General features: G+C 69.4%; 14 protein-coding genes, 2 rRNA genes and 1 riboswitch. Of the genes, 14 read left to right on the forward strand and 2 right to left on the reverse strand.

The features are described 5' to 3' along the window. The first annotated feature begins 194 nt into the window (after positions 1-194). The 13 genes from FHX73_RS25135 (at position 195) to FHX73_RS25195 (ending at position 14,944) form a co-directional block, all read left to right on the forward strand. Positions 195-3,314: ribosomal RNA gene (locus FHX73_RS25135) — 23S ribosomal RNA — on the forward strand. 84 nt (positions 3,315-3,398) lie between these two features. Next, a 5S ribosomal RNA gene (gene rrf, locus FHX73_RS25140) occupies positions 3,399-3,515 on the forward strand. Between the two features lie 115 nt (positions 3,516-3,630). Beyond that, positions 3,631-4,242, forward strand: coding sequence for a cardiolipin synthase ClsA (clsA, locus tag FHX73_RS25145; RefSeq protein WP_145907208.1), 612 nt, complete (start codon positions 3,631-3,633; stop codon positions 4,240-4,242). Positions 4,243-4,367: 125 nt separating this feature from the next. Further along, a complete protein-coding gene (locus FHX73_RS25150) occupies positions 4,368-6,866 on the forward strand; it encodes a sugar phosphate nucleotidyltransferase (protein WP_145907210.1) in 2,499 nt (832 codons plus the stop codon). 100 nt (positions 6,867-6,966) lie between these two features. Continuing rightward, the gene (locus FHX73_RS25155; protein ID WP_145907212.1) at positions 6,967-7,968 is read left to right on the forward strand and encodes a DUF881 domain-containing protein; all 1,002 of its coding nucleotides are present in this window, start codon (positions 6,967-6,969) and stop codon (positions 7,966-7,968) included. After that, positions 7,965-8,297, forward strand: coding sequence for a small basic family protein (locus tag FHX73_RS25160; RefSeq protein WP_145907214.1), 333 nt, complete (start codon positions 7,965-7,967; stop codon positions 8,295-8,297). Before FHX73_RS25155 ends, FHX73_RS25160 begins: the two co-directional genes overlap by 4 nt. Before the next feature lie 202 nt (positions 8,298-8,499). Beyond that, on the forward strand, positions 8,500-9,291 hold the full coding sequence (locus tag FHX73_RS25165) for a DUF881 domain-containing protein (protein ID WP_342795317.1): 792 nt from the start codon (positions 8,500-8,502) through the stop codon (positions 9,289-9,291). Positions 9,292-9,517: 226 nt separating this feature from the next. Continuing rightward, the gene (locus FHX73_RS25170) at positions 9,518-10,366 is read left to right on the forward strand and encodes an FHA domain-containing protein (protein WP_145907216.1); all 849 of its coding nucleotides are present in this window, start codon (positions 9,518-9,520) and stop codon (positions 10,364-10,366) included. 119 nt (positions 10,367-10,485) lie between these two features. Next, positions 10,486-11,256, forward strand: coding sequence for a transcriptional regulator FtsR (gene ftsR, locus FHX73_RS25175; protein ID WP_145907218.1), 771 nt, complete (start codon positions 10,486-10,488; stop codon positions 11,254-11,256). A gap of 54 nt (positions 11,257-11,310) precedes the next feature. After that, positions 11,311-11,784, forward strand: coding sequence for a bifunctional nuclease family protein (locus FHX73_RS25180; protein WP_145907220.1), 474 nt, complete (start codon positions 11,311-11,313; stop codon positions 11,782-11,784). Between the two features lie 265 nt (positions 11,785-12,049). Further along, positions 12,050-12,703 carry a MerR family transcriptional regulator gene (locus FHX73_RS25185; protein WP_145908513.1) on the forward strand — a complete coding sequence of 218 codons (654 nt, stop codon included), beginning with the start codon at positions 12,050-12,052 and terminating at the stop codon, positions 12,701-12,703. 138 nt (positions 12,704-12,841) lie between these two features. Further along, on the forward strand, positions 12,842-13,522 hold the full coding sequence (locus FHX73_RS25190; RefSeq protein WP_145907222.1) for a SanA/YdcF family protein: 681 nt from the start codon (positions 12,842-12,844) through the stop codon (positions 13,520-13,522). 36 nt (positions 13,523-13,558) lie between these two features. Beyond that, positions 13,559-14,944 (forward strand): DNA polymerase IV, encoded by a 1,386-nt coding sequence (locus FHX73_RS25195; protein WP_145907224.1) that lies wholly within the window; start codon positions 13,559-13,561, stop codon positions 14,942-14,944. Positions 14,945-15,028: 84 nt separating this feature from the next. On the opposite strand, the gene FHX73_RS25200 is transcribed toward FHX73_RS25195, so the two are convergent. Both FHX73_RS25200 and FHX73_RS25205 read right to left on the reverse strand, forming a co-directional pair. After that, positions 15,029-16,525 (reverse strand): MFS transporter, encoded by a 1,497-nt coding sequence (locus FHX73_RS25200; RefSeq protein WP_145907226.1) that lies wholly within the window; start codon positions 16,523-16,525, stop codon positions 15,029-15,031. A 207-nt stretch (positions 16,526-16,732) separates the two neighbouring features. Beyond that, the gene (locus FHX73_RS25205) at positions 16,733-17,764 is read right to left on the reverse strand and encodes a PRC and DUF2382 domain-containing protein (RefSeq protein WP_145907228.1); all 1,032 of its coding nucleotides are present in this window, start codon (positions 17,762-17,764) and stop codon (positions 16,733-16,735) included. Between the two features lie 170 nt (positions 17,765-17,934). Next, positions 17,935-18,040: riboswitch (glycine riboswitch) on the forward strand. Between the two features lie 230 nt (positions 18,041-18,270). Between FHX73_RS25205 and gcvP the strand changes: the two genes are divergently transcribed. Next, the gene (gene gcvP, locus FHX73_RS25210; RefSeq protein WP_145907230.1) at positions 18,271-21,171 is read left to right on the forward strand and encodes an aminomethyl-transferring glycine dehydrogenase; all 2,901 of its coding nucleotides are present in this window, start codon (positions 18,271-18,273) and stop codon (positions 21,169-21,171) included. Positions 21,172-21,231: the final 60 nt, after the last annotated feature.

Here is a 21,231-nt window from a genome sequence, read left to right on the forward strand (position 1 = left end):
TGGTTGATGGTTCGTCAGTACTGCTCTTCGGGGCGTGGAACGCGGATGTTGATGCTGGTGTGTCGGGCACGTTGTTGGGTCCTGAGGGAACGGAAACGTTGTCTCAGTGCCGGTCCCATGTGAGGTGCCTTCGGGTGTCGAGTGTGGGTGTCTGGTCGTTGTTTGAGAACTGCACAGTGGACGCGAGCATCTGTGGCCAAGTTTTTAAGGGCGCACGGTGGATGCCTTGGCACCAGGAACCGATGAAGGACGTGGGAGGCCGCGATAGGCCCCGGGGAGCTGTCAACCGAGCTTTGATCCGGGGGTGTCCGAATGGGGAAACCCGGCAGTCGTCATGGGCTGTCACCCATACCTGAACACATAGGGTATGTGGAGGGAACGCGGGGAAGTGAAACATCTCAGTACCCGCAGGAAGAGAAAACAACCGTGATTCCGGGAGTAGTGGCGAGCGAAACCGGATGAGGCTAAACCGTAGTGGTGTGAGACCCGGCAGGGGTTGCCACTTCGGGGTCGTGGGAAAGTTCTTCAGTCGTCTGCCGGCGGCTGGGTGAGTCAGAAACCGTATGGATAGTCGAAGGACATGCGAAAGGTCCGGCGTAGAGGGTAAGACCCCCGTAGGCGAAATCTGTACGGCTCACTTGAGCTTCTCCCAAGTAGCACGGAGCCCGAGAAATTCCGTGTGAATCTGGCGGGACCACCCGCTAAGCCTAAATATTCCCTGGTGACCGATAGCGGATAGTACCGTGAGGGAATGGTGAAAAGTACCGCGGGAGCGGAGTGAAATAGTACCTGAAACCGTGTGCCTACAAGCCGTGGGAGCGTCGTTCGTCAGCTTGCTGGCGGGCCGTGACTGCGTGCCTTTTGAAGAATGAGCCTGCGAGTTTGCGGTGTGTAGCGAGGTTAACCCGTGTGGGGTAGCCGTAGCGAAAGCGAGTCCGAATAGGGCGGTTGAGTTGCATGCCCAAGACCCGAAGCGGAGTGATCTAGCCATGGGCAGGTTGAAGCGCGGGTAAGACCGTGTGGAGGACCGAACCCACCAGGGTTGAAAACCTGGGGGATGACCTGTGGTTAGGGGTGAAAGGCCAATCAAACTCCGTGATAGCTGGTTCTCCCCGAAATGCATTTAGGTGCAGCGTCGCGTGTTTCTTGCCGGAGGTAGAGCACTGGATAGGCGATGGGCCTCACCGGGTTACTGACCTTAGCCAAACTCCGAATGCCGGTAAGTGAGAGCGCGGCAGTGAGACTGTGGGGGATAAGCTCCATGGTCGAGAGGGAAACAGCCCAGAACACCGACTAAGGTCCCTAAGCGTGTGCTAAGTGGGAAAGGATGTGGAGTCGCAGAGACAACCAGGAGGTTGGCTTAGAAGCAGCCACCCTTGAAAGAGTGCGTAATAGCTCACTGGTCAAGTGATTCCGCGCCGACAATGTAGCGGGGCTCAAGTACACCACCGAAGTCGTGTCATTGCAGCATGAGGGCCAACGCCCGCTGTGATGGGTAGGGGAGCGTCGTGTGCCGGGTGAAGCGGCCGAGGAATCGAGTCGTGGACGGTATACGAGTGAGAATGCAGGCATGAGTAGCGATACAAGAGTGGGAAACTCTTGCGCCGATTGACCAAGGGTTCCTGGGTCAAGCTGATCTGCCCAGGGTAAGTCGGGACCTAAGGCGAGGCCGACAGGCGTAGTCGATGGACAACGGGTTGATATTCCCGTACCCGCTTTGAAGCGCCAACGCTGAACCTCTGAATGCTAAAGCCGTGAAGCCGGCCTGGAGTCTTCGGACGAAGGGACGTGGTGGAGCCGCTGATCCAACAGGGTAGTAGGTGAGCGATGGGGTGACGCAGGAAGGTAGTCCAGCCCGGGCGGTGGTTGTCCCGGGGTAAGGGTGTAGGACGTCGTGTAGGCAAATCCGCACGACATATAGTCTGAGACCTGATGCCGAGCCGATTGTGGTGAAGTGGATGATCCTATGCTGTCGAGAAAAGCCTCTAGCGAGTTTCATGGCGGCCCGTACCCCAAACCGACTCAGGTGGTCAGGTAGAGAATACCGAGGCGTTCGGGTGAACTATGGTTAAGGAACTCGGCAAAATGCCCCCGTAACTTCGGGAGAAGGGGGGCCGGAACTGGTGATGGCACTTGCTGCTTGAGCTGGGGCCGGCCGCAGAGACCAGCGAGAAGCGACTGTTTACTAAAAACACAGGTCCGTGCGAAGCCGTAAGGCGATGTATACGGACTGACGCCTGCCCGGTGCTGGAACGTTAAGGGGACCGGTTAGCTCTGTTTCGATGGGGCGAAGCTGAGAACTTAAGCGCCAGTAAACGGCGGTGGTAACTATAACCATCCTAAGGTAGCGAAATTCCTTGTCGGGTAAGTTCCGACCTGCACGAATGGCGTAACGACTTCTCGACTGTCTCAACCATAGGCCCGGTGAAATTGCATTACGAGTAAAGATGCTCGTTTCGCGCAGCAGGACGGAAAGACCCCGGGACCTTTACTATAGCTTGATATTGGTGTTCGGTTCGGCTTGTGTAGGATAGGTGGGAGACTTTGAAGCAGTGACGCCAGTCATTGTGGAGTCGCCGTTGAAATACCACTCTGGTCGTGCTGGATGTCTAACCTGGGTCCGTGATCCGGATCAGGGACAGTGTCTGGTGGGTAGTTTAACTGGGGCGGTTGCCTCCTAAAGAGTAACGGAGGCGCCCAAAGGTTCCCTCAGCCTGGTTGGCAATCAGGTGTTGAGTGTAAGTGCACAAGGGAGCTTGACTGTGAGACCGACGGGTCGAGCAGGTGCGAAAGCAGGGACTAGTGATCCGGCGGTGGCTTGTGGAAGCGCCGTCGCTCAACGGATAAAAGGTACCCCGGGGATAACAGGCTGATCTTCCCCAAGAGTCCATATCGACGGGATGGTTTGGCACCTCGATGTCGGCTCGTCGCATCCTGGGGCTGGAGTAGGTCCCAAGGGTTGGGCTGTTCGCCCATTAAAGCGGTACGCGAGCTGGGTTTAGAACGTCGTGAGACAGTTCGGTCCCTATCCGCTGTGCGCGTAGGAGTGTTGAGAAGGGCTGTCCCTAGTACGAGAGGACCGGGACGGACGAACCTCTGGTGTGCCAGTTGTCCTGCCAAGGGCATGGCTGGTTGGCTACGTTCGGGAGGGATAACCGCTGAAAGCATCTAAGCGGGAAGCCTGCTTCGAGATGAGCACTCCCACCTCCTTGAGAGGGTAAGGCTCCCAGTAGACGACTGGGTTGATAGGCCGGATGTGGAAGCCCTGTAAGGGGTGGAGCTGACCGGTACTAATAGGCCGAGGGCTTGTCCTCAGTTGCTCGCGTCCACTGTGTTGTTCTGAAACAACGACCCCCACCGTTAGTGTTGGGTGGGTGCGGTTGACAGTTTCATAGTGTTTCGGTGGTCATAGCGTGAGGGAAACGCCCGGTTACATTCCGAACCCGGAAGCTAAGCCTTACAGCGCCGATGGTACTGCAGGGGGGACCCTGTGGGAGAGTAGGACGCCGCCGAACAATCTTTCAGAAGAAGCCCCCATCACTTGGTGATGGGGGCTTCTTCGCGTTTCCGGATGGGGCCGGGTAAAGTCGGCCCAGCACCGTCGCCGTACCGTACAGAGGAGGCCCCCGAGTGGAGGTCCAGGAGACGCGAGTCCAGACCGACCGCGTCCTCACCATCCCGAACCTGCTGAGCATGGCCCGGCTGGTCGGGGTGCCGGTCTTCCTCTGGCTCATTCTCTGGCCGGAGTTCGGGGGCCCGAAGAACGACGGCTGGGCGTTGCTGATCTTGCTGTTCAGCGGGGTGAGCGACTACCTCGACGGAAAGCTGGCCCGGCGCTGGGGGCAGATCAGCCGGCTCGGCCAGCTGCTGGACCCGCTGGCCGACCGCCTCTACATCTTCTCCACCCTGCTGGGCCTCACCTGGCGCGGCATCCTGCCGTGGTGGCTGACCGCGATCCTGCTGGCCCGCGACGTCTTCATCAGCACGCTGCTGCCGATTCTGAACCGGCACGGCTACGGGCCGTTGCAGGTGAGTTTTCTGGGCAAGGCGGCGACCTTCAATCTGATGTACGCCTTTCCGCTTCTGCTGCTGGGGCACGGAAGCGGGTGGATCCACAGCACCGCGGCGGTGGTCAGCTGGGCATTCATCGGGTGGGGGACGGTGCTCTACTGGTGGGCCGCGATCCTCTACGCGATGCAGACGCGACAGATCGTCAAGGCCGCCGGGGTAACGTCCGGCTAGCGCGCGGCTAATCGGGCCGAGTTAATCGTCGGACCCGCGCGTCGGATCATTTCATCCGGGTAGATGAGTCCTGGAACGGTTTGATGGACGAGGAGTCCATTGCCGCGAAGGAGGACGCACCCGCAATGAAAGCCGTTGTGATGGCAGGAGGCGAGGGAACTCGTCTCCGACCGATGACTTCCAGCATGCCGAAGCCGCTCCTGCCGGTCGCCAATCGTCCGATCATGGAGCACGTGCTCAGGCTGCTCAAGCGGCACGGCCTCACCGACACGGTGGTCACCGTCCAGTTCCTCGCCTCGCTGGTGAAGAACTACTTCGGGGACGGTGAGGATCTTGGCATGAACCTCACCTACGCGAACGAGGAGATTCCACTGGGCACTGCCGGGAGCGTCAAGAACGCGGAGGACGCGCTCCGCGACGACTCGTTCCTGGTGATCTCCGGTGACGCACTGACGGATTTCGATCTTTCCGAGCTGATCGCCTTTCACCGGGAGAAGGGCGCACTGGTCACCGTGTGCCTCACCAGGGTGCCCAATCCACTTGAATTCGGAATCACCATCGTCGACGACGAGGGTCGGGTGGAGCGGTTCCTGGAGAAGCCGACATGGGGTCAGGTCTTCTCGGACACCGTCAACACCGGTATCTACGTGATGGAGCCGGAGGTCTTCGACTACGTCGCGGCCGGCACCTCGGTGGACTGGTCGAGTGACGTCTTCCCGCAGCTGCTCAAGGAGGGCAAGCCGGTCTACGGCTACGTCGCCGAGGGCTACTGGGAGGACGTGGGCACCCACGAGAGCTACGGCAAGGCCCAGGCCGACGTGCTGGAGGGCAAGGTCGAGGTCGAGCTCGACGGGTTCGAGATCTCTCCGGGTGTCTGGGTGGCCGAGGGTGCGGAGGTGGACCCGGAGGCGATCCTGCGCGGCCCGCTCTACATCGGTGACTACGCCAAGGTCGAGGCCGGCGTGGAGCTGCGCGAGCACACCGTGCTCGGCAGCAACGTCGTGGTGAAGCGCGGTGCGTTCCTGCACAAGGCCGTGGTGCACGACAACGTGTACATCGGCCCGCAGACCAACCTGCGCGGCTGCGTGGTGGGCAAGAACACCGACGTGATGCGCGCGGCCCGGATCGACGACGGTGCGGTGATCGGCGACGAGTGCCTGATCGGCGAGGAGTCGATCATCGCGACCGGCGTCCGGGTCTACCCGTTCAAGACCATCGAGGCCGGGGCCTTCGTCAACACCTCGGTGATCTGGGAGTCGCGGGGCCAGGAGCACCTGTTCGGCACCCGCGGCGTCTCCGGGATCCTCAACGTGGAGATCACCCCGGAGCTCGCGGTCCGGCTGGCCGGCGCCTACGCGACCACGCTGAAGAAGGGCGCCACCGTCACCATCGCCCGTGACCACTCGCGTGGTGCGCGGGCGCTCAAGCGGGCGATGATCTCCGCGCTGCAGACCAGTGCGATCGACGTCCGCGACCTGGAGAACGTGCCGATGCCGGTGGCCCGGCAGCACACGGCGCGCGGCAGCGCGGGCGGGATCTTCCTGCGCACCACCCCGGGCGTGTCGGACTCGCTGGACATCCTGTTCTTCGACGAGCGCGGCGCCGACCTGTCGCAGGCCGGGCAGCGCAAGCTCGACCGGGTCTACGCCCGGCAGGAGTTCCGCCGCGCGTTCCCGGGCGAGATCGGCGACCTGACCTTCCCGTCCAGCGTCTTCGACTCGTACGCGGGCAACCTGTTGCGGACCATCGACACCAGCGGGGTCCGGGAGGCCGGGCTCAAGGTGGTGGTGGACACCGCGCACGGCAGCGCCGGCCTGGTGCTGCCGAGCATCCTCGGCCGACTCGGGGTCGAGGCGCTGAGCGTCAACAGCGGTCTGGACGAGGCCCGGCCGACCGAGGACGCCGAGGAGCGCCGGGCCGGCCTGGCCCGGCTGGGTGCGCTGGTCGCCTCCTCCCGCGCGGCCTTCGGGGTGCGCTTCGACACGGTCGGCGAGCGGGTCTCCTTCGTCGACGAGCTGGGCCGGGTGATCGACGACGACCGGGCACTGCTGGTGCTGCTCGACCTTGTCGCCGCCGAACGGCGCAGCGGCCAGGTGGCCCTGCCGGTGACAACCACCCGGATCGCCGAGCAGGTGGCGGCCTACCACGGCACCCAGGTGCGGTGGACCAGCACCTCGTTGGACGACCTGGCCAAGGCGGCCGCGGCCGAGGGCACGATCTTCGGCGGCGACGGGCGCGGCGGCTACGTGGTGCCGGAGTTCAGCGGCGGTCTGCTGGACGGTGCGGCGGCCTTCGTCCGGCTGGTCGGCCTGGTGGCCCGCACTCAGCTGACCCTCAGTCAGATCGACGCCCGGATCCCGCAGGCCCACATGGGCCGGCGGGACATCGCCACTCCATGGGCGGCCAAGGGCATGGTGATGCGGTCGGTGGTCGAGGCGGCGGGCAACCGCAGGCTGGACACCACCGACGGCGTGCGGGTGGTCGAGGCGGACGGCCGGTGGACCCTGGTGCTGCCGGACCCGGCCGAGGCGGTCACCCACCTGTGGGCCGAGGGCCCGGACGACGAGGCCACCCAGGGCCTGCTGGACGAGTGGGCGGCGGTGGTCGACGGCGCCGGGCGGTAATCGTGTACAAGCGCAGCCTGTAGCGGCACGGTGAAACACCGTCGGACGGACGTTCACCCGAACGGAGGGCGTTCGCCCGGCGGTGCCGTGCCGTGCGACGATGTCCGGCATGCCAGCGACGCGATCACCGAACCGACGGGACGGCCGGTACATCCGCCCCGACGCCTCGATGACGCTGCTGACCATGGTGATGGACCAGAGCCTGGACGAGGGCTACGCGGCCGCCGCCCGGGCCAGGGGAGCGGAGGGGCGCAGTCGGCTGCCCGTCAGCACCCGCGGCAAGCTGGTGCTCGCGCTCGGCCTGGCGCTGGCGGCCGTGGTGGTGACGGTCAGTGGGGTGACCGCGCAGAACGACGAACCGGTGCTGGCCAAGGAGCACGACGCCCTAGTGCAGCGGGTCAACGACTCGACCGCGGCGGCGGACAAGCTGCAGAAGCAGGTCGAGGCGGCCCGCACCCAGGTGGAGCAGGAGCAGCAGCGGGCGATCGGCAACGGCGGTGACGGCGGACTGACGGCGCTGAACGGTGCCGTCGGCACCGGCGCGGTCTCCGGGCCGGGCATGAAGCTGGTGATCGACGACGCGGGCGACAGCGGCTCCGGCAGCGCGGTGGACCCGCGCACCGCCGACGGCTTCACCGGTGGCCGGCTGCGCGACCGGGACCTCCAACTGGTCGTCAACGGCCTCTGGGAGGCCGGGGCCGAGGCGGTCTCGATCAACGGCCAGCGGCTCACCGCGCTCTCGCCGATCCGGGCCGCCGGGGACGCCATCCTGGTGGACAACCGGCCGCTGGTGCCGCCGTACACCCTGCTGGCGATCGGGGACGAGAAGCGGCTGCCCGGCGCCTTCCAGGACAGCATGGGCGGACGCTACCTGCGGATCCTCCAGGAGAGCTTCGGCATCAAGGAGACCAGCAGCCCGCAGCACTCGCTGGACCTGCCGGCGGCGGTCGGGTTCACCCTGCGGCTGGCCGTGCCGGTCGCGCCGGACAGTCCCGCGCCCCCTTCACCTTCGACGCCCCCGTCACCTTCCTCCTCCACGCCCGCCGGCGCCGCGCCGTCGGCCGGGGCCAAGCCCTCCAGGACAGGAGCATCCAAGCCGTGATCGCCGTAGTGGGCCTGGTGGTAGGCGTCGTCGTCGGGCTGTTCGTGCAGCCCTCGGTGCCGTCGGCCGTGGTGCCGTACCTGCCGATCGCCGTGGTGGCCGCGCTGGACGCGGTCTTCGGCGGGGTGCGGGCGATGCTGGACGGAGTCTTCGACGACAAGGTCTTCGTGGTCTCCTTCCTCTTCAACGTGATGGTGGCCGCGCTGATCGTCTTCCTCGGTGACCAGCTGGGCGTGGGCTCGCAGCTCTCCACCGGCGTGGTGGTGGTGCTCGGGGTCCGGATCTTCTCCAACGCGGCGGCGATCCGACGCCACGTGTTCCGGGCTTGAGGGCGGCGCGGTGACGAGCGAGCAGGAGCGGCCCGGGCCGGCGGATCCGGAGACCGAGCCCGTACCGGCCGGGGCCGAAGAGATACAGCCCGGGACGGAGTCCGACGAGCCCGTGGGGTCCACGGAGCCGGACGGTGCCGTTGAGTCCGTTGAGTCCGTCGAGTCCGGTGAGTCGGACGAGCCCGCTGAGGTCGCTGAGTCCGTGGAGTCCGCCGAGTCCGGGGAACCGGAGGAGGGGCTCGCCGAGCCCGCCGACCCCGTCCAGCCGTCGTCGGACGGTCGCAAGCGCCTGCGCAGCGCGCTCTGGCCGCCCCGGGCCTCCCGGGGCCAGCTGGTGGTCGCCCTGCTGCTCTTCGCGCTCGGTCTGGGCCTGGCGATCCAGGTGCGCTCGACCAACGACCACAGCGCGCTGCGCGGTGCCCGCCAGGAGGACCTGGTGCGGATCCTGGACGAGCTGGACAGCCGGCAGCAGCGCCTGCAGCAGGAGAAGTCCCAGCTGGACCAGTCGCTGACCCAGCTGCAGACCAGCTCGAACCAGGCGAAGGAGGCCGAGGAACAGACCAAGCAGAAGGCACTGGAACTCGGCGTTCTGGCGGGTACGGTGAAGGCCACCGGTCCGGGGATCGTACTGACGGTCGATGACCCCCAGGGGCAGGTCAAGGCCGATATGCTGCTGGACACCCTGCAGGAACTCCGAGCGGCGGGGGCGGAGGCGATTCAGATCAACGATGTCCGCGTGGTGGCCCACACGTACTTCACCGACCTGCCATCGGGCGGTGAGCAGATCGACGGCAGGACCGTCGCGCAGCCGTACCGGTTCACGGTGATCGGCGACCCGCAGGACCTGACGCCTGCTCTGAACATTCCGGGGGGCATCGTCCGTACTCTGGAGAAAGAGCAGGTGGCCACCAACATCTCGGAGCAGCAGAAGGTGACGGTGGACGCGCTCGTGGCGCCCGCCCCACAGCAGTTCGCCAAGCCGGCGGCGAAGTGACGGGCCGCCCGCCGCTCCGCCGGGGTCCCGCGCTGACGCTCCGTCGGCCGCACCGCTCCTCACCTGCGCCGTCAGACGAACCCCGGTGCGAGCACCGGGAACGGCGTCGGCCACACTGTGAAGTACCACCACTGTCGATGTTCCGGCCGTCAGCCGGGCACGCAGCCTGTCCGAGGTTCTCACCCTGCCCCGCGGGCGGGTCTGTTTCACGCAAGGGGATTCGCCCGTGAGTCTGTTCTCGAAGCTGTTCGGCCGCAACAACCGCCGCGCCGCGGCGGTCGAGGCGCCCACCGCGCGCCACCGCCGGGAGGAGGAGACGGGCCAGGTCCCCGGGATGCGCTCGGCGCCCCAGGACGGCTACCAGACCGCCGGTGACCGGCCGCTCTTCCGCGACGGCGGCTACGGCGCGTCGGTTGACCCCTCGGGTTCGCCGCGCATAGGTTTCCCGTCAGGACCCTCAACCTCTGGTGGAGGGTTTGCCCCGGATCCCTACGCCGGGCACGTCCCAGGGGGAGTGCCGCGCCAGGAGGCAGCGAACATGCACGGCCAGATCGTCTGCCCGCGGTGCGGCAACCACAACCCGGCTACCGCGCGGTTCTGCAACAACTGCGGGACGCCGCTGCGGGTCGCGGGTCCGGAGAGCTCGGTCGAGACCACCTCGACCATCTCGATCTCCGGTCTGGAGTCGTACGACCCGAACGCCACCAGCACCGGCGCCACCCCGACGCTCTCGCCCGAGGTGCTCGCCGCGATCGACGCGCTGCCCCCGGGCTCGGCGCTGCTGATCGTGCTGCGCGGTCCGAACTCGGGCAGCCGGTTCCTGCTGGACGCCGACGTGACCACGGCCGGCCGCCACCCGCAGGGCGACATCTTCCTGGACGACGTCACCGTCTCCCGTCGGCACGTGGAGTTCCGCCGGCAGCCGGCCGGCGGCTTCTCGGTCGCCGACGTGGGCAGCCTGAACGGCACCTACGTCAACCGGGAGGCGATCGACGAGGTCGCGCTGAACAACGGTGACGAGGTGCAGATCGGCAAGTACCGCCTGGTGTTCTTCGCCGGACCGCAGCGGTACTGAGGCAGCTGCACCGGCTGGGCGCCGCCGGTCCGACCCAGGTCGGACCGGCCGCCGAGCACGGGACGGGCTCCGGCACGGGCGGGTGGGGGTTTCCACAGGACGACGGCAGGAGAGCTCGAATGACCTCGAATCAGATCGTGACCCCCCGCCGCCCGGTCGGCCCGCAGCAGCGGGCCGGCGACCGGCGCGGCGGTGACCTGCTCAGCATCGGTGCGGTGCTCGCCTACCTGCGCGAGGACTTCCCCGAGGTGACCATCTCGAAGATCCGCTTCCTGGAGGCGGAGGGGCTGGTCGAGCCCCAGCGGACCCCGTCCGGCTACCGCAAGTTCGGCCCGGCCGACGTCGAGCGGCTGGCCTACGTGCTGCGGATGCAGCGCGACCACTACCTGCCGCTGCGAGTCATCCGCGAGCACCTGGACGCGATCGAGCGCGGCGAAGCCCCACCCGCGCTGCCCCCCGCGGGTGAGCGGCCGGGGCCCCTGGAGCAGGCCGACCGGGAGCTGGACACCCCCGCCCCCGGCGGGGTCCGGCTGGGCCGGGCCGAGCTGCTCGCCGCGGCCGGCGCCGAGGAGCGCGAGCTGGCCGAGTGGGAGTCGTACGGCCTGGTGGTGGCGGGGCCGGACGGCGGCTACGACGCGGACACCCTGCAGATCGCCCGGCTGGTCGCCGAACTCGGCCGGTTCGGCCTGGAGCCGCGCCACCTGCGCCAGGTGAAGGCGGCCGCCGAACGCGAGGTCGCACTGGTGGACCAGGTGGTCGCGCCGCTGCGCCGGCACCGCAATCCGCAGACCCGGGCGCACGCCGAGACCACCGCACGCGAACTGGCCACCCTGGCCGTGCGGCTGCACGCGACCATGGTCCAGGCGGGGCTGCGTGGCCAGGCCCGGTAGCGCCCCGGTGGGGCCGCGCTTTCCTATCCGCGTCCAGGGTCATAGGGTTGCCTTGTGAATGAGCTCGACGTCGTGGGTGTCCGGGTGGAGATGCCCTCCAGTCAGCCGATCGTCCTGCTGCGCGAAGTGGGGGGCGACCGGTACTTGCCGATCTGGATCGGCCCCGGCGAGGCGACCGCGATCGCCTTCGCCCAGCAGGGCATGACTCCGGTGCGCCCGCTCACCCACGACCTCTTCAAGGACGTGCTCGACGCGCTCGGGCAGCAGCTGACCCAGGTGCGGATCACCGACCTGCGGGAGGGCGTCTTCTACGCCGAGCTGGTGTTCTCCGGCGGGGTCGAGGTGAGTGCCCGTCCGTCCGACGCGATAGCGCTGGCGCTGCGCACCGGGACGCCGATCTACGGCGCCGAGGCGGTGCTGGCGGAGGCCGGCATCGCGATCCCGGACGAGCAGGAGGACGAGGTGGAGAAGTTCCGCGAGTTCCTCGACCAGGTCTCGCCGGAGGACTTCGGGGGCAACGCCCAGTAGGGCGGGCGGGCTGGTCAGGGGCCGTGGTTCGGTCCCGATCGCTCCGCACTCGATCAGCTGTTTTGCCAAAGTGTTCGGTCCTACCCACACTAGGGGCACGCGAAACCACTCGACGGGGTGATGTCGTTTCGTCGGCCCGGCGTGGCGATCGTTGACGCGTCTCGGACGACTGCCTACCGTCATGGTTGGCAGCCGGGACGCCCGATCCCGGAATCGGGGCACGGGACGGACGGAGGCAGGCATGAGCAGCGACGACAAGGCTCCCATGACGGGCCCGTGCGCCCTCCACCTGCCGCGTGAGCGCCGCGGACCGGCCGGCACCCGGCAGTTCCCGGTCGCCGAACCGCCGGCCGAACTGCCCCGGGTGGGCCGGTTCCCGGCCGTGCAGCCCGGCCAGCCCGCGATCGAGCGGATCGGGCCGTCCTCCGAACTGCTCGGCTACCGCGGCCCGACGGCCTGTGCGGCGGCCGGCATCACCTACCGCCAGCTGGATTACTGGGCCCGCACCGGGCTGCTGGAACCGAGCGTGCGGACCGCCTACCCGGCCGGCACTCAGCGGCTCTACAGCTTCCGCGACGTGCTGGTGCTGAAGATCGTCAAGCGGCTGCTGGACGCCGGGGTCTCGCTGCAGAACATCCGGGTGGCGGTCACCCATCTGCAGTCCATGGAGCTCTCCGAGCTGGCCGGGCTGACCCTGATGAGCGACGGCGCGACCGTCTACGAGTGCACCTCCGCGCAGCAGGTGGTCGACCTGCTGCAGGGCGGGCAGGGCGTGTTCGGCATCGCGGTGGGCGCGGTGTGGCAGGAGCTGGAGACCACGCTCGGCCGGTTGCACGCCGAGCGCACCGACACCGGCGAGACGCTGCTCGGCGAGGACCCGGGCGACGAGCTCGCCCGGCGCCGCAACCGCGCCGTCTGACGACCCGTCGCCGGCGGTGCCCGTCCGTCCGCCTGACGGCCCCTCAGGCCGCGTCCGGCCGCCTCCCGGAACCGATCGGCCGCCTGATCACGTCCGCACGGATGTACGGGCCAGGGGGGTCCGCGGAGGGGATCGATCATGCGGGTGTCCGGGCTGTTGCGGGGGCGGCGCAGGCAGCGGCGGGTGTTCCAGGCGGTGGTGCTGGGCACCCTGCTGGCCCTGGTGCCCAGCGGCTGGGAGTTCCTGGCGGAGAGCTCCCGGATCCGCACCGTGGCGGACGTGCCGAGCGAGCCGGTCGCGGTGGTCTTCGGCGCGGGGGTGGAGAACGGCGAGCCCTCGGCCTACCTGGCACACCGGCTGGACACCGCGCTGGCGCTCTACCGGGCGGACAAGGTGCGGGCGATCCTGGTGACCGGCGACAACAGCACCCCGAACTACAACGAGCCCGGCGTGATGTACAGCTACCTGGTGGACCACGGGGTGCCCGCGGACCGGGTGGTGCGCGACTACGCGGGCTTCAACACCTGGGACTCCTGCACCAGGGCGCACCGGATCTTCGGGGTGGACCACGCGGTGCTGGTCAGCCAGGACTACCACGTGCGCCGGGCGCTGGCCCTGTGCCGGGCCGCCGGGATCGACTCCTACGCGGTCGGCGCCGCCGAGCCGCACGACGCCACCTGGTACGCGGGGACGGTCCGCGAGCTGCCGGGGGCCGGGAAGGCGATGCTCAGCGCGGCCTTCCACCCCGACCCGACACTGCTCGGCCCCACCGACCCCGGAGTGGCCGAGGCACTGGCGGACGCGGCCGGGCGGCGCTGAGGCCCGCCTGTCACAGCGGTGCGCGATGATCGGAGCGTGCGCACCCTGCCGAGCATCCTGCACCTCGACATGGACGCCTTCTTCGCCTCGGTGGAGCAGGCGGCCAAGCCGAGCCTGCGGGGGAAGCCGGTGATCGTCGGCGGGCTCGGCAACCGGGGCGTGGTCTCCACCTGCTCGTACGAGGCGCGGGTGTTCGGCGTGCGCTCGGCGATGGCCACCGCGGTGGCCCGCCGGCTCTGCCCGAACGCGGCCTACCTGTGGCCCCGGTTCGTGGCCTACCGGGACCTCAGCGAGCAGGTGATGGCGCTGGTCCGGGAGGTCTCGCCGCTGGTCGAGCAGCTCAGCGTGGACGAGGCCTACGTGGACCTGACGGCCGGCCAGTTCGCGCCGGCGCTGGACGGGGTGGCGCCGGCCGAGGGGGCCGAGCTGGTCCGGGCGATCGCCGAGGACCTGCGGGCCGACATCGAGCGGCGCACCGGTCTGACCGCCTCGGTCGGCGCCGCCTCCTCCAAGCTGATGGCGAAGATCGCCTCCGAGCAGGCCAAGCCGAACGGGCTGGTGCTGGTGACGCCGGGTCAGGAGCGCGCGGTGCTCGGGCCGATGGCGGTGCGGGCGCTGCCGGGGGTGGGGCCGGCCACCGAGCAGGCGCTGCGCCGGGCGGGGCTGGTGACGGTGGCCGAGGTGGCCGAGCAGTCCGAGGGGGAGCTGGTCCGGCTGCTCGGCCGGGCGCACGGCACGGGCGTCGCGCTGATGGCCCGCGGGCTGGACGACCGGCCGGTGGTGCCGGACCGGGACACCAAGTCGGTCTCGGTGGAGGACACCTACGAGGTGGACCTGATGGAGCGCGACCAGGTGCTGTTCGAGCTGGACCGGCTGGCCGTGCGCTGCGTGCGGCGGCTGAAGGCGGCCGGGCGCTCAGGGCGGACCGTGGTGATCAAGATCCGCCGTTTCGACTTCTCCACGCTGACCCGCTCGGAGACGCTCGCCGGGCCGACCGACGACGGCCGGGTGATCGCCGCCACCGCGCGCCGGTTGGCCGACCAGGTGAGCCTGGCCGGCGGCATCCGGCTGCTCGGGGTGGGCGTCTCGCAGCTCGCCGAGTACACCCAGGAGGACCTGTTCGCCCAGGCCGCCGCCGAGCTGGCCGAGGACGAGGAGGAGGCCGGCGGCGAGCAGGAGGGCTCGGCGCCGACCGCCTCGTCCCGGCAGCCGGTGCGCGCCCAGGTCTGGCTGCCGGGCCAGGACGTGGTGCACGAGGAGCTCGGGGCGGGCTGGGTGCAGGGCAGCGGGGTGGGCCGGGTGACGGTGCGGTTCGAGACGCCGGACTCGCCGCCCGGGCGGGTGCGCACCTTCAAGGTGGACGACCCGGCGCTGGCCCCTGCCGACCCGCTGCCGCTGCGGCCGCCCGTCGAACAGCAGTGAGCCCCCGCCCGGGGTCGCCGGGCGGGGGCTCACTGTCGGCCGGGGGCGCCGATCCCTTGACGTTCCCCGGCTACGGCTGCCTCGTCAGGCGCCGGTCCTGGCAGGCTCGGAGGCCTGGGTGGGGGAGCCGGCCACCGGGGTGGACGGCCGGCGGGCGGAGCGGATCGCGAACGGCACCACGGCGGCCACCAGGCACATCACGGCGGCGACCCAGTAGGCGTGCTTGTAGGCGTCCAGGGTCGGGATCTGCACCGGGATCATGGCGGCGATCTGCGGCGGGAACTTGATCGTGTCGCTGGTCAGGATCGAGCCCATCACCGCGGTGCCGATCGCGCCACCGACGGTGCGCAGCACGGCGTTCATGCCGTTGGCGATGCCGCTCTGCTCGGCCGGGACGGCGCCGTTGATGTAGGCGGGCATCGCCGCGTAGGCCAGGCCGACGCCCAGGCCGAACAGGCCGGCGGCGAAGTAGATGTCACCCTCGGCGCTGTGCCGCAGGGCCAGGTAGGCCATCGACACGGCGCCGAAGACGCCGCCGAGCACCAGCGGCAGGCGCGGGCCGCGCAGGCCGATCAGCTTGGCGCCGACCGGGGCGGCGACCATCGAGCCGAGCGCGGAGGGCAGCAGCAGCACACCGGCGTGCAGCACGCTCGCGGTGAAGCCGTAGTGGGCCAGCTGCTGCGGGGTCTGGGTGAAGTTGCTGATCACCAGGAACGAGCCGTACATGCCGAAGCCGATCATCAGGCCGGCCAGGTTGGTGAAGGCGACGGCCGGACGGGCCATCATCTTCATGTCCACCAGCGGGTGGGCCACCTTGACCTCGATGACGCCCCAGATCAGCGCGACCACGGCGGCGATGGCGAACAGGCCCAGGGTCTTGGTGGAGGTCCAGCCCCACTCGTTGCCGCGGCTGACCGCGACCAGCAGCGCGGAGAGCCAGCCGGCCAGGGTGATCGCACCCAGCGGGTCGGCGCCGCCGGCCCGGTCGACCACCGGGTCCTTGGGCACCCGGAAGATCACCAGGGCCATCGCCAGCAGGGCGGCGATCAGGCCCATCCAGAAGATGGACTTGTAGTCCCAGTGCTCCAGCAGCAGGCCGGTGGCGACCAGGCCGAGGCCGGAGCCGACACCCATCGAGGCGCTGATCGCGGCGACGCCGCCGGTGACCTTCTCCTTGGGCAGCTCGTCGCGGACGATGCTGATCGCCAGCGGCAGCACGCCACCGCCGGCGCCCTGCAGCACGCGGGCCACCACCAGCAGCGTGAACGAGTGGGTGGCCACCGCCAGGCCGGAACCGAGCACCAGGCCGCCCAGCGAGATCAGCAGCATCGGCTTGCGGCCGCGCAGGTCGCCGAAGCGGCCGAGCAGCGGGGTGAGCACGGCGGCGGAGAGCAGGTTGGCGGTCATCAGCCAGGTGATGTCCGAGCCGGAGACCTTCAGCTCCTTGGCGAGCGACGGAAGGATCGGCACGACCGCGGTCTGGATCACGCTGTACGCCAGCATCGCCAGCACCAGCGCGGGCAGCACCCGGGCGCTGCTCGGTTTCACGGCCGTGGCGGCGGGCTGTGCGGCCTCACTCACGGATGGGCTCCTTCGACGGGTCGGCCCGGCAGTGTGGGTACTGCTTCAGGCAGACGACAGTTAATCGACTGAAGTAACAATCCGCGAAGTGCTTCATTTTGTCAAATATCGAGTGCTGAACCTTCGGGGCCCGGGGATTGAGGGCCCGTCAACGGCCGTCGGCCCGGACCCGCAGGAGCGGATCCGGGCCGACGGCCGTCGGGCGGCTCAGTGCGTGGCGCCGCCCATCGGCTCGGCGTGCTGCGGCTGGGCCTGCACCGTGTGCGACGGGGCCGGCTGCTGGAGCTGGCCGTTCTGCCCGTGGGGCGGCTGCGCGGCCGCGGCCGGTGCGGTGTCGTCGTGGATCTCCACCTGCTCGCGGCGCAGCTCGTCCTTGATCACCTGCTCCTCGGTGTACCGCTCCACCACCAGCCGGACCCGCTCCAGCGGCGCCAGGTACTTGCGCACGGCCGGGCGCTCCTCCCGCAGCGTCACCTCCTCCACCGCCTCGGCGATCTCCTGCCCGGAGAGCGCGGCCCGCTCGGCCTCGCCCACCGGCACCCGCTCCACCCGGACCCGCTCCTTGACCACCTGGACCCGGCGCTCCACCGGCTCGGTGACCACGTACTTGCGCATCCGGGCGGTGCCGAGCACATGCCACTCGTTGGTGATCTCCAGCCGCTCCTCACGCAGCGTCAGCTCGATCGGGCCGGGCGGCGGCATGCTGCCGGGGTCCTGGTCGGGCGCGGCCTTGGCCGCGGCCTGCCCGGGTTCGGGGGCCGGCGGCGCGGGCACCGGCTCGACCGGCTTGTCCAGGCCGATGGTGGCCGGGGACGGCGCGGGCATCGCGGCGGTCGTGGTGGTCGGGTGGGCGGCGGTGGTGGTCGTCACAGTGGGATCCGGTGCCTTCGTGGGGAAGTCGCGGTCGGCGGTGGGCACGCCGTCGGCGGGGGAGTCCAGCCCGTAGTAGCGGTAGAGCTGGAGCTCCTGGGCGGGTGAGAGGTGCTGGCCGACCCCGAAGTCCGGCGACTCCTTGATCAGCGACTTGTCGTAGGGCACGCGCAGTTCCTCGCCGGAGAACTCGCTCGTGGTCAACGGGACGAAGGCGTCCCGGCCGAAGATCCCGGTGCGGACGGCCGCCCATTCGGGCTCACCCGTCGCGTCGTCGAGGTAGACCTCGTCCACCGTGCCGATCTTGTCGCCATTCCGGTCGACGGCCTTGTGCCCGATCAGGTCTCGGGGATCGATGTCGGTCTGCACGCTGTTCCTCCTGGTGGTACCGCTTTCGATTCACACCAAAAGGCACATAACGGAGCGCGGCCAGTCGGAATCGGCCATCGGTGCAGGCCATCGGGCCATTCGGGGGACCGGGAACGGCTACCTGACCGGTGTTCACCAAGGCCTCCGCTGGTACCCTGGGCCCCGACCGCCGAACCCGCACGGGAGAGTTCCCAGCCTTCGAATCCGAGGGCTCTGGGACGCCGAAGGAGCAAACCCTCCCCGGAATCTCTCAGGCATCCGTACCGTGTGGGATAGGTCACTCTGGAAAGCAGGGCAGGACCACCGGTGAGGGAACCGGAGGCGACCACCCTCACCGACGGTGCAAGCCGGCGGGGCCCGCGGCCCCGTGCGGGCGAAGCTCTCAGGTCCCGATGACAGAGGGGGAGGCCTGTCGGGCCCGTCCGCACCGGCCGCTCCGCTCCCCAGGCGGCGAGGGCCGTGCGTGCGCGCCCCCGCCGGTCCGTGACCAGGAGGCCTCGACCACCATGACTGCCCAGCCGACCGCCGGTCGTTCCAGCAGCAACGCCACCCTTGCCGAGCTCGAAGCGGCCAGCCCCTTCGAGTCGCGCCACATCGGCCCCGACGCCGCCGCCCAGGCCAAGATGCTGGCCCAGGTGGGCTACGCCTCGCTGGCCGACCTGTCCACCGCGGCCGTCCCCGAGGCGATCCGCAGCATCACCGCGCTGGGCCTGCCGGCCGGCCGCAGCGAGGCCCAGGTGCTGGCCGAGCTGCGCGAGCTGGCGAGCAGCAACCAGGTGCTCACCCCGATGATCGGCCTCGGGTACTACGGCACCTTCACCCCGCCGGTGATCCTGCGCAACGTCATGGAGAACCCGGCCTGGTACACCGCCTACACCCCGTACCAGCCGGAGATCTCGCAGGGCCGCCTGGAGGCGCTGCTCAACTTCCAGACCCTGGTCTCCGACCTGACCGGCCTGCCCACCTCCGGCTCCTCGCTGCTCGACGAGGGCACCGCCGCCGCCGAGGCGATGGCGCTGGCCCGCCGGGTCGGCAAGGTCAAGGGCGGCGTCTTCCTGGTGGACGCCGACACCCTGCCGCAGACCATCGCGGTGATCAACACCCGCGCGCTGCCGACCGGCGTCGAGGTGGTCGTCGCCGACCTGTCCGCCGGCATCCCGGCCGAGATCGCCGAGCGCGGTGTCTTCGGCGTGCTGCTGCAGTACCCGGGCGCCTCCGGTGCGGTCCGCGACCTCACCCCGGTGATCGAGCAGGCGCACGGCCTGGGCGCGATCGTCGCGGTCGCCGCCGACCTGCTGGCGCTCACCCTGCTCAAGTCGCCCGGCGAGCTGGGCGCCGACATCGCCTGCGGCACCTCGCAGCGCTTCGGCGTGCCGATGGGCTTCGGCGGCCCGCACGCCGGCTACCTGTCGGTGCGCGCCGAGTACGCCCGCTCGCTGCCCGGCCGCCTGGTCGGCGTCTCGGTGGACGCCGACGGCAACCGCGCCTACCGGCTCGCCCTGCAGACCCGCGAGCAGCACATCCGCCGCGAGAAGGCCACCAGCAACATCTGCACCGCCCAGGTGCTGCTCGCCGTGATGGCCTCGATGTACGCCGTCTACCACGGCCCCGACGGCCTGGCCGACATCGCCCGCCGCACCCACCGCTATGCGGCCGCGCTGGCCGAGGGCCTGCGGGCCGGCGGGGTCGAGCTCGCGCACGGCGAGTTCTTCGACACCGTCACCGCGAAGGTGCCGGGCCGGGCCGCCGAGGTGGTCGCCGCCGCCCGTGCCGAGGGCGTGAACCTCTTCCTCGCGGACGCCGACACCGTCTCGATCTCCTGCGACGAGACCACCACCCGGGAGCACCTGCAGACCGTCTGGGCCGCCTTCGGAGTGGTCGGCGCCGAGGTGGCCGAGGCCGCCGAGACGCTGCCGGTCGGCCTGCTGCGCACCGACGAGTACCTGACCCACCCGGTCTTCCACAGCCACCGCTCGGAGACCGCGATGCTGCGCTACCTGCGCCGCCTCTCCGACCGGGACTACGCGCTGGACCGCGGCATGATCCCGCTCGGCTCCTGCACCATGAAGCTCAACGCCACCACCGAGATGGAGGCGGTCACCTGGCCGGAGTTCGGCCAGCTGCACCCGTTCGCGCCGATCGAGCAGGCCCAGGGCTACCTGACCCTGATCCGCCAGCTGGAGCAGCAGCTGGTCGAGGTGACCGGCTACGACGCGGTGTCGATCCAGCCGAACGCCGGCTCCCAGGGCGAGTTCGCCGGCCTGCTGGCCGTGCGCGCCTACCACCAGGCCAACGGCGACACCCAGCGCGACGTCTGCCTGATCCCGTCCTCGGCGCACGGCACCAACGCCGCCTCCGCGGTGATGGCCGGCATGCGGGTGGTCGTGGTGAAGACCCTGGCCGACGGCGACGTGGACGTCGAGGACCTGAAGGCCAAGATCGAGCAGCACCGCGAGCAGCTCGCCGTGCTGATGGTCACCTACCCGTCCACCCACGGCGTGTACGAGACCCGGATCACCGAGATCTGCGGCCTGGTGCACGAGGCGGGCGGCCAGGTGTACGTGGACGGCGCCAACCTGAACGCGCTGGTCGGCCTGGCCAAGCCGGGCAAGTTCGGCGCGGACGTGTCGCACCTGAACCTGCACAAGACCTTCTGCATCCCGCACGGCGGTGGCGGCCCGGGCGTCGGCCCGGTCGCGGTCCGCGCGCACCTGGCGCCGTACCTGCCGAACCACCCGCTGCAGGAGGAGGCCGGCCCGGCCACCGGCGTCGGTCCGATCTCGGCCGCGCCCTGGGGCTCGGCGGCGATCCTGCCGATCTCCTGGGCGTACGTCCGGCTGATGGGCGGCGAGGGCCTGAAGCGGGCCACCCAGGTGGCCGTGCTGAACGCCAACTACATCGCCAAGCGGCTGGCCCCGCACTTCCCGGTGCTCTACACCGGCCCCGGCGGCCTGGTGGCGCACGAGTGCATCATCGACCTGCGCCCGCTGACCAAGGAGACGGGGGTGACCGTGGACGACATCGCCAAGCGCCTGATCGACTACGGCTTCCACGCCCCGACCATGTCCTTCCCGGTGGCCGGCACGCTGATGATCGAGCCCACCGAGTCCGAGGACCTGTACGAGATCGACCGCTTCTGCGCGGCCATGATCGAGATCCGTGCGGAGATCGACAAGGTCGGCTCGGGCGAGTGGGCGGCGGAGGACAACCCGCTGCACAACGCCCCGCACACCGCGGGCGTGCTGGCCGGCGACTGGACGCACGGCTACTCGCGCCAGGAGGCCGTCTTCCCGGCCGGCGTCAACCCGGCCGACAAGTACTGGCCGCCGGTGAGCCGGATCGACGGCGCCTACGGCGACCGCAACCTGGTCTGCTCCTGCCCGCCGCTGGACGAGTACGGCGTCTGAACCGGGTGACCGAGTGACGAAGGTCCCCCCGCGGCTCGCCGCGGGGGGACCTTCCGCCTT

It is taken from the genome of Kitasatospora viridis (assembly GCF_007829815.1).
Classification (GTDB): Bacteria; Actinomycetota; Actinomycetes; order Streptomycetales; family Streptomycetaceae; genus Kitasatospora; species Kitasatospora viridis.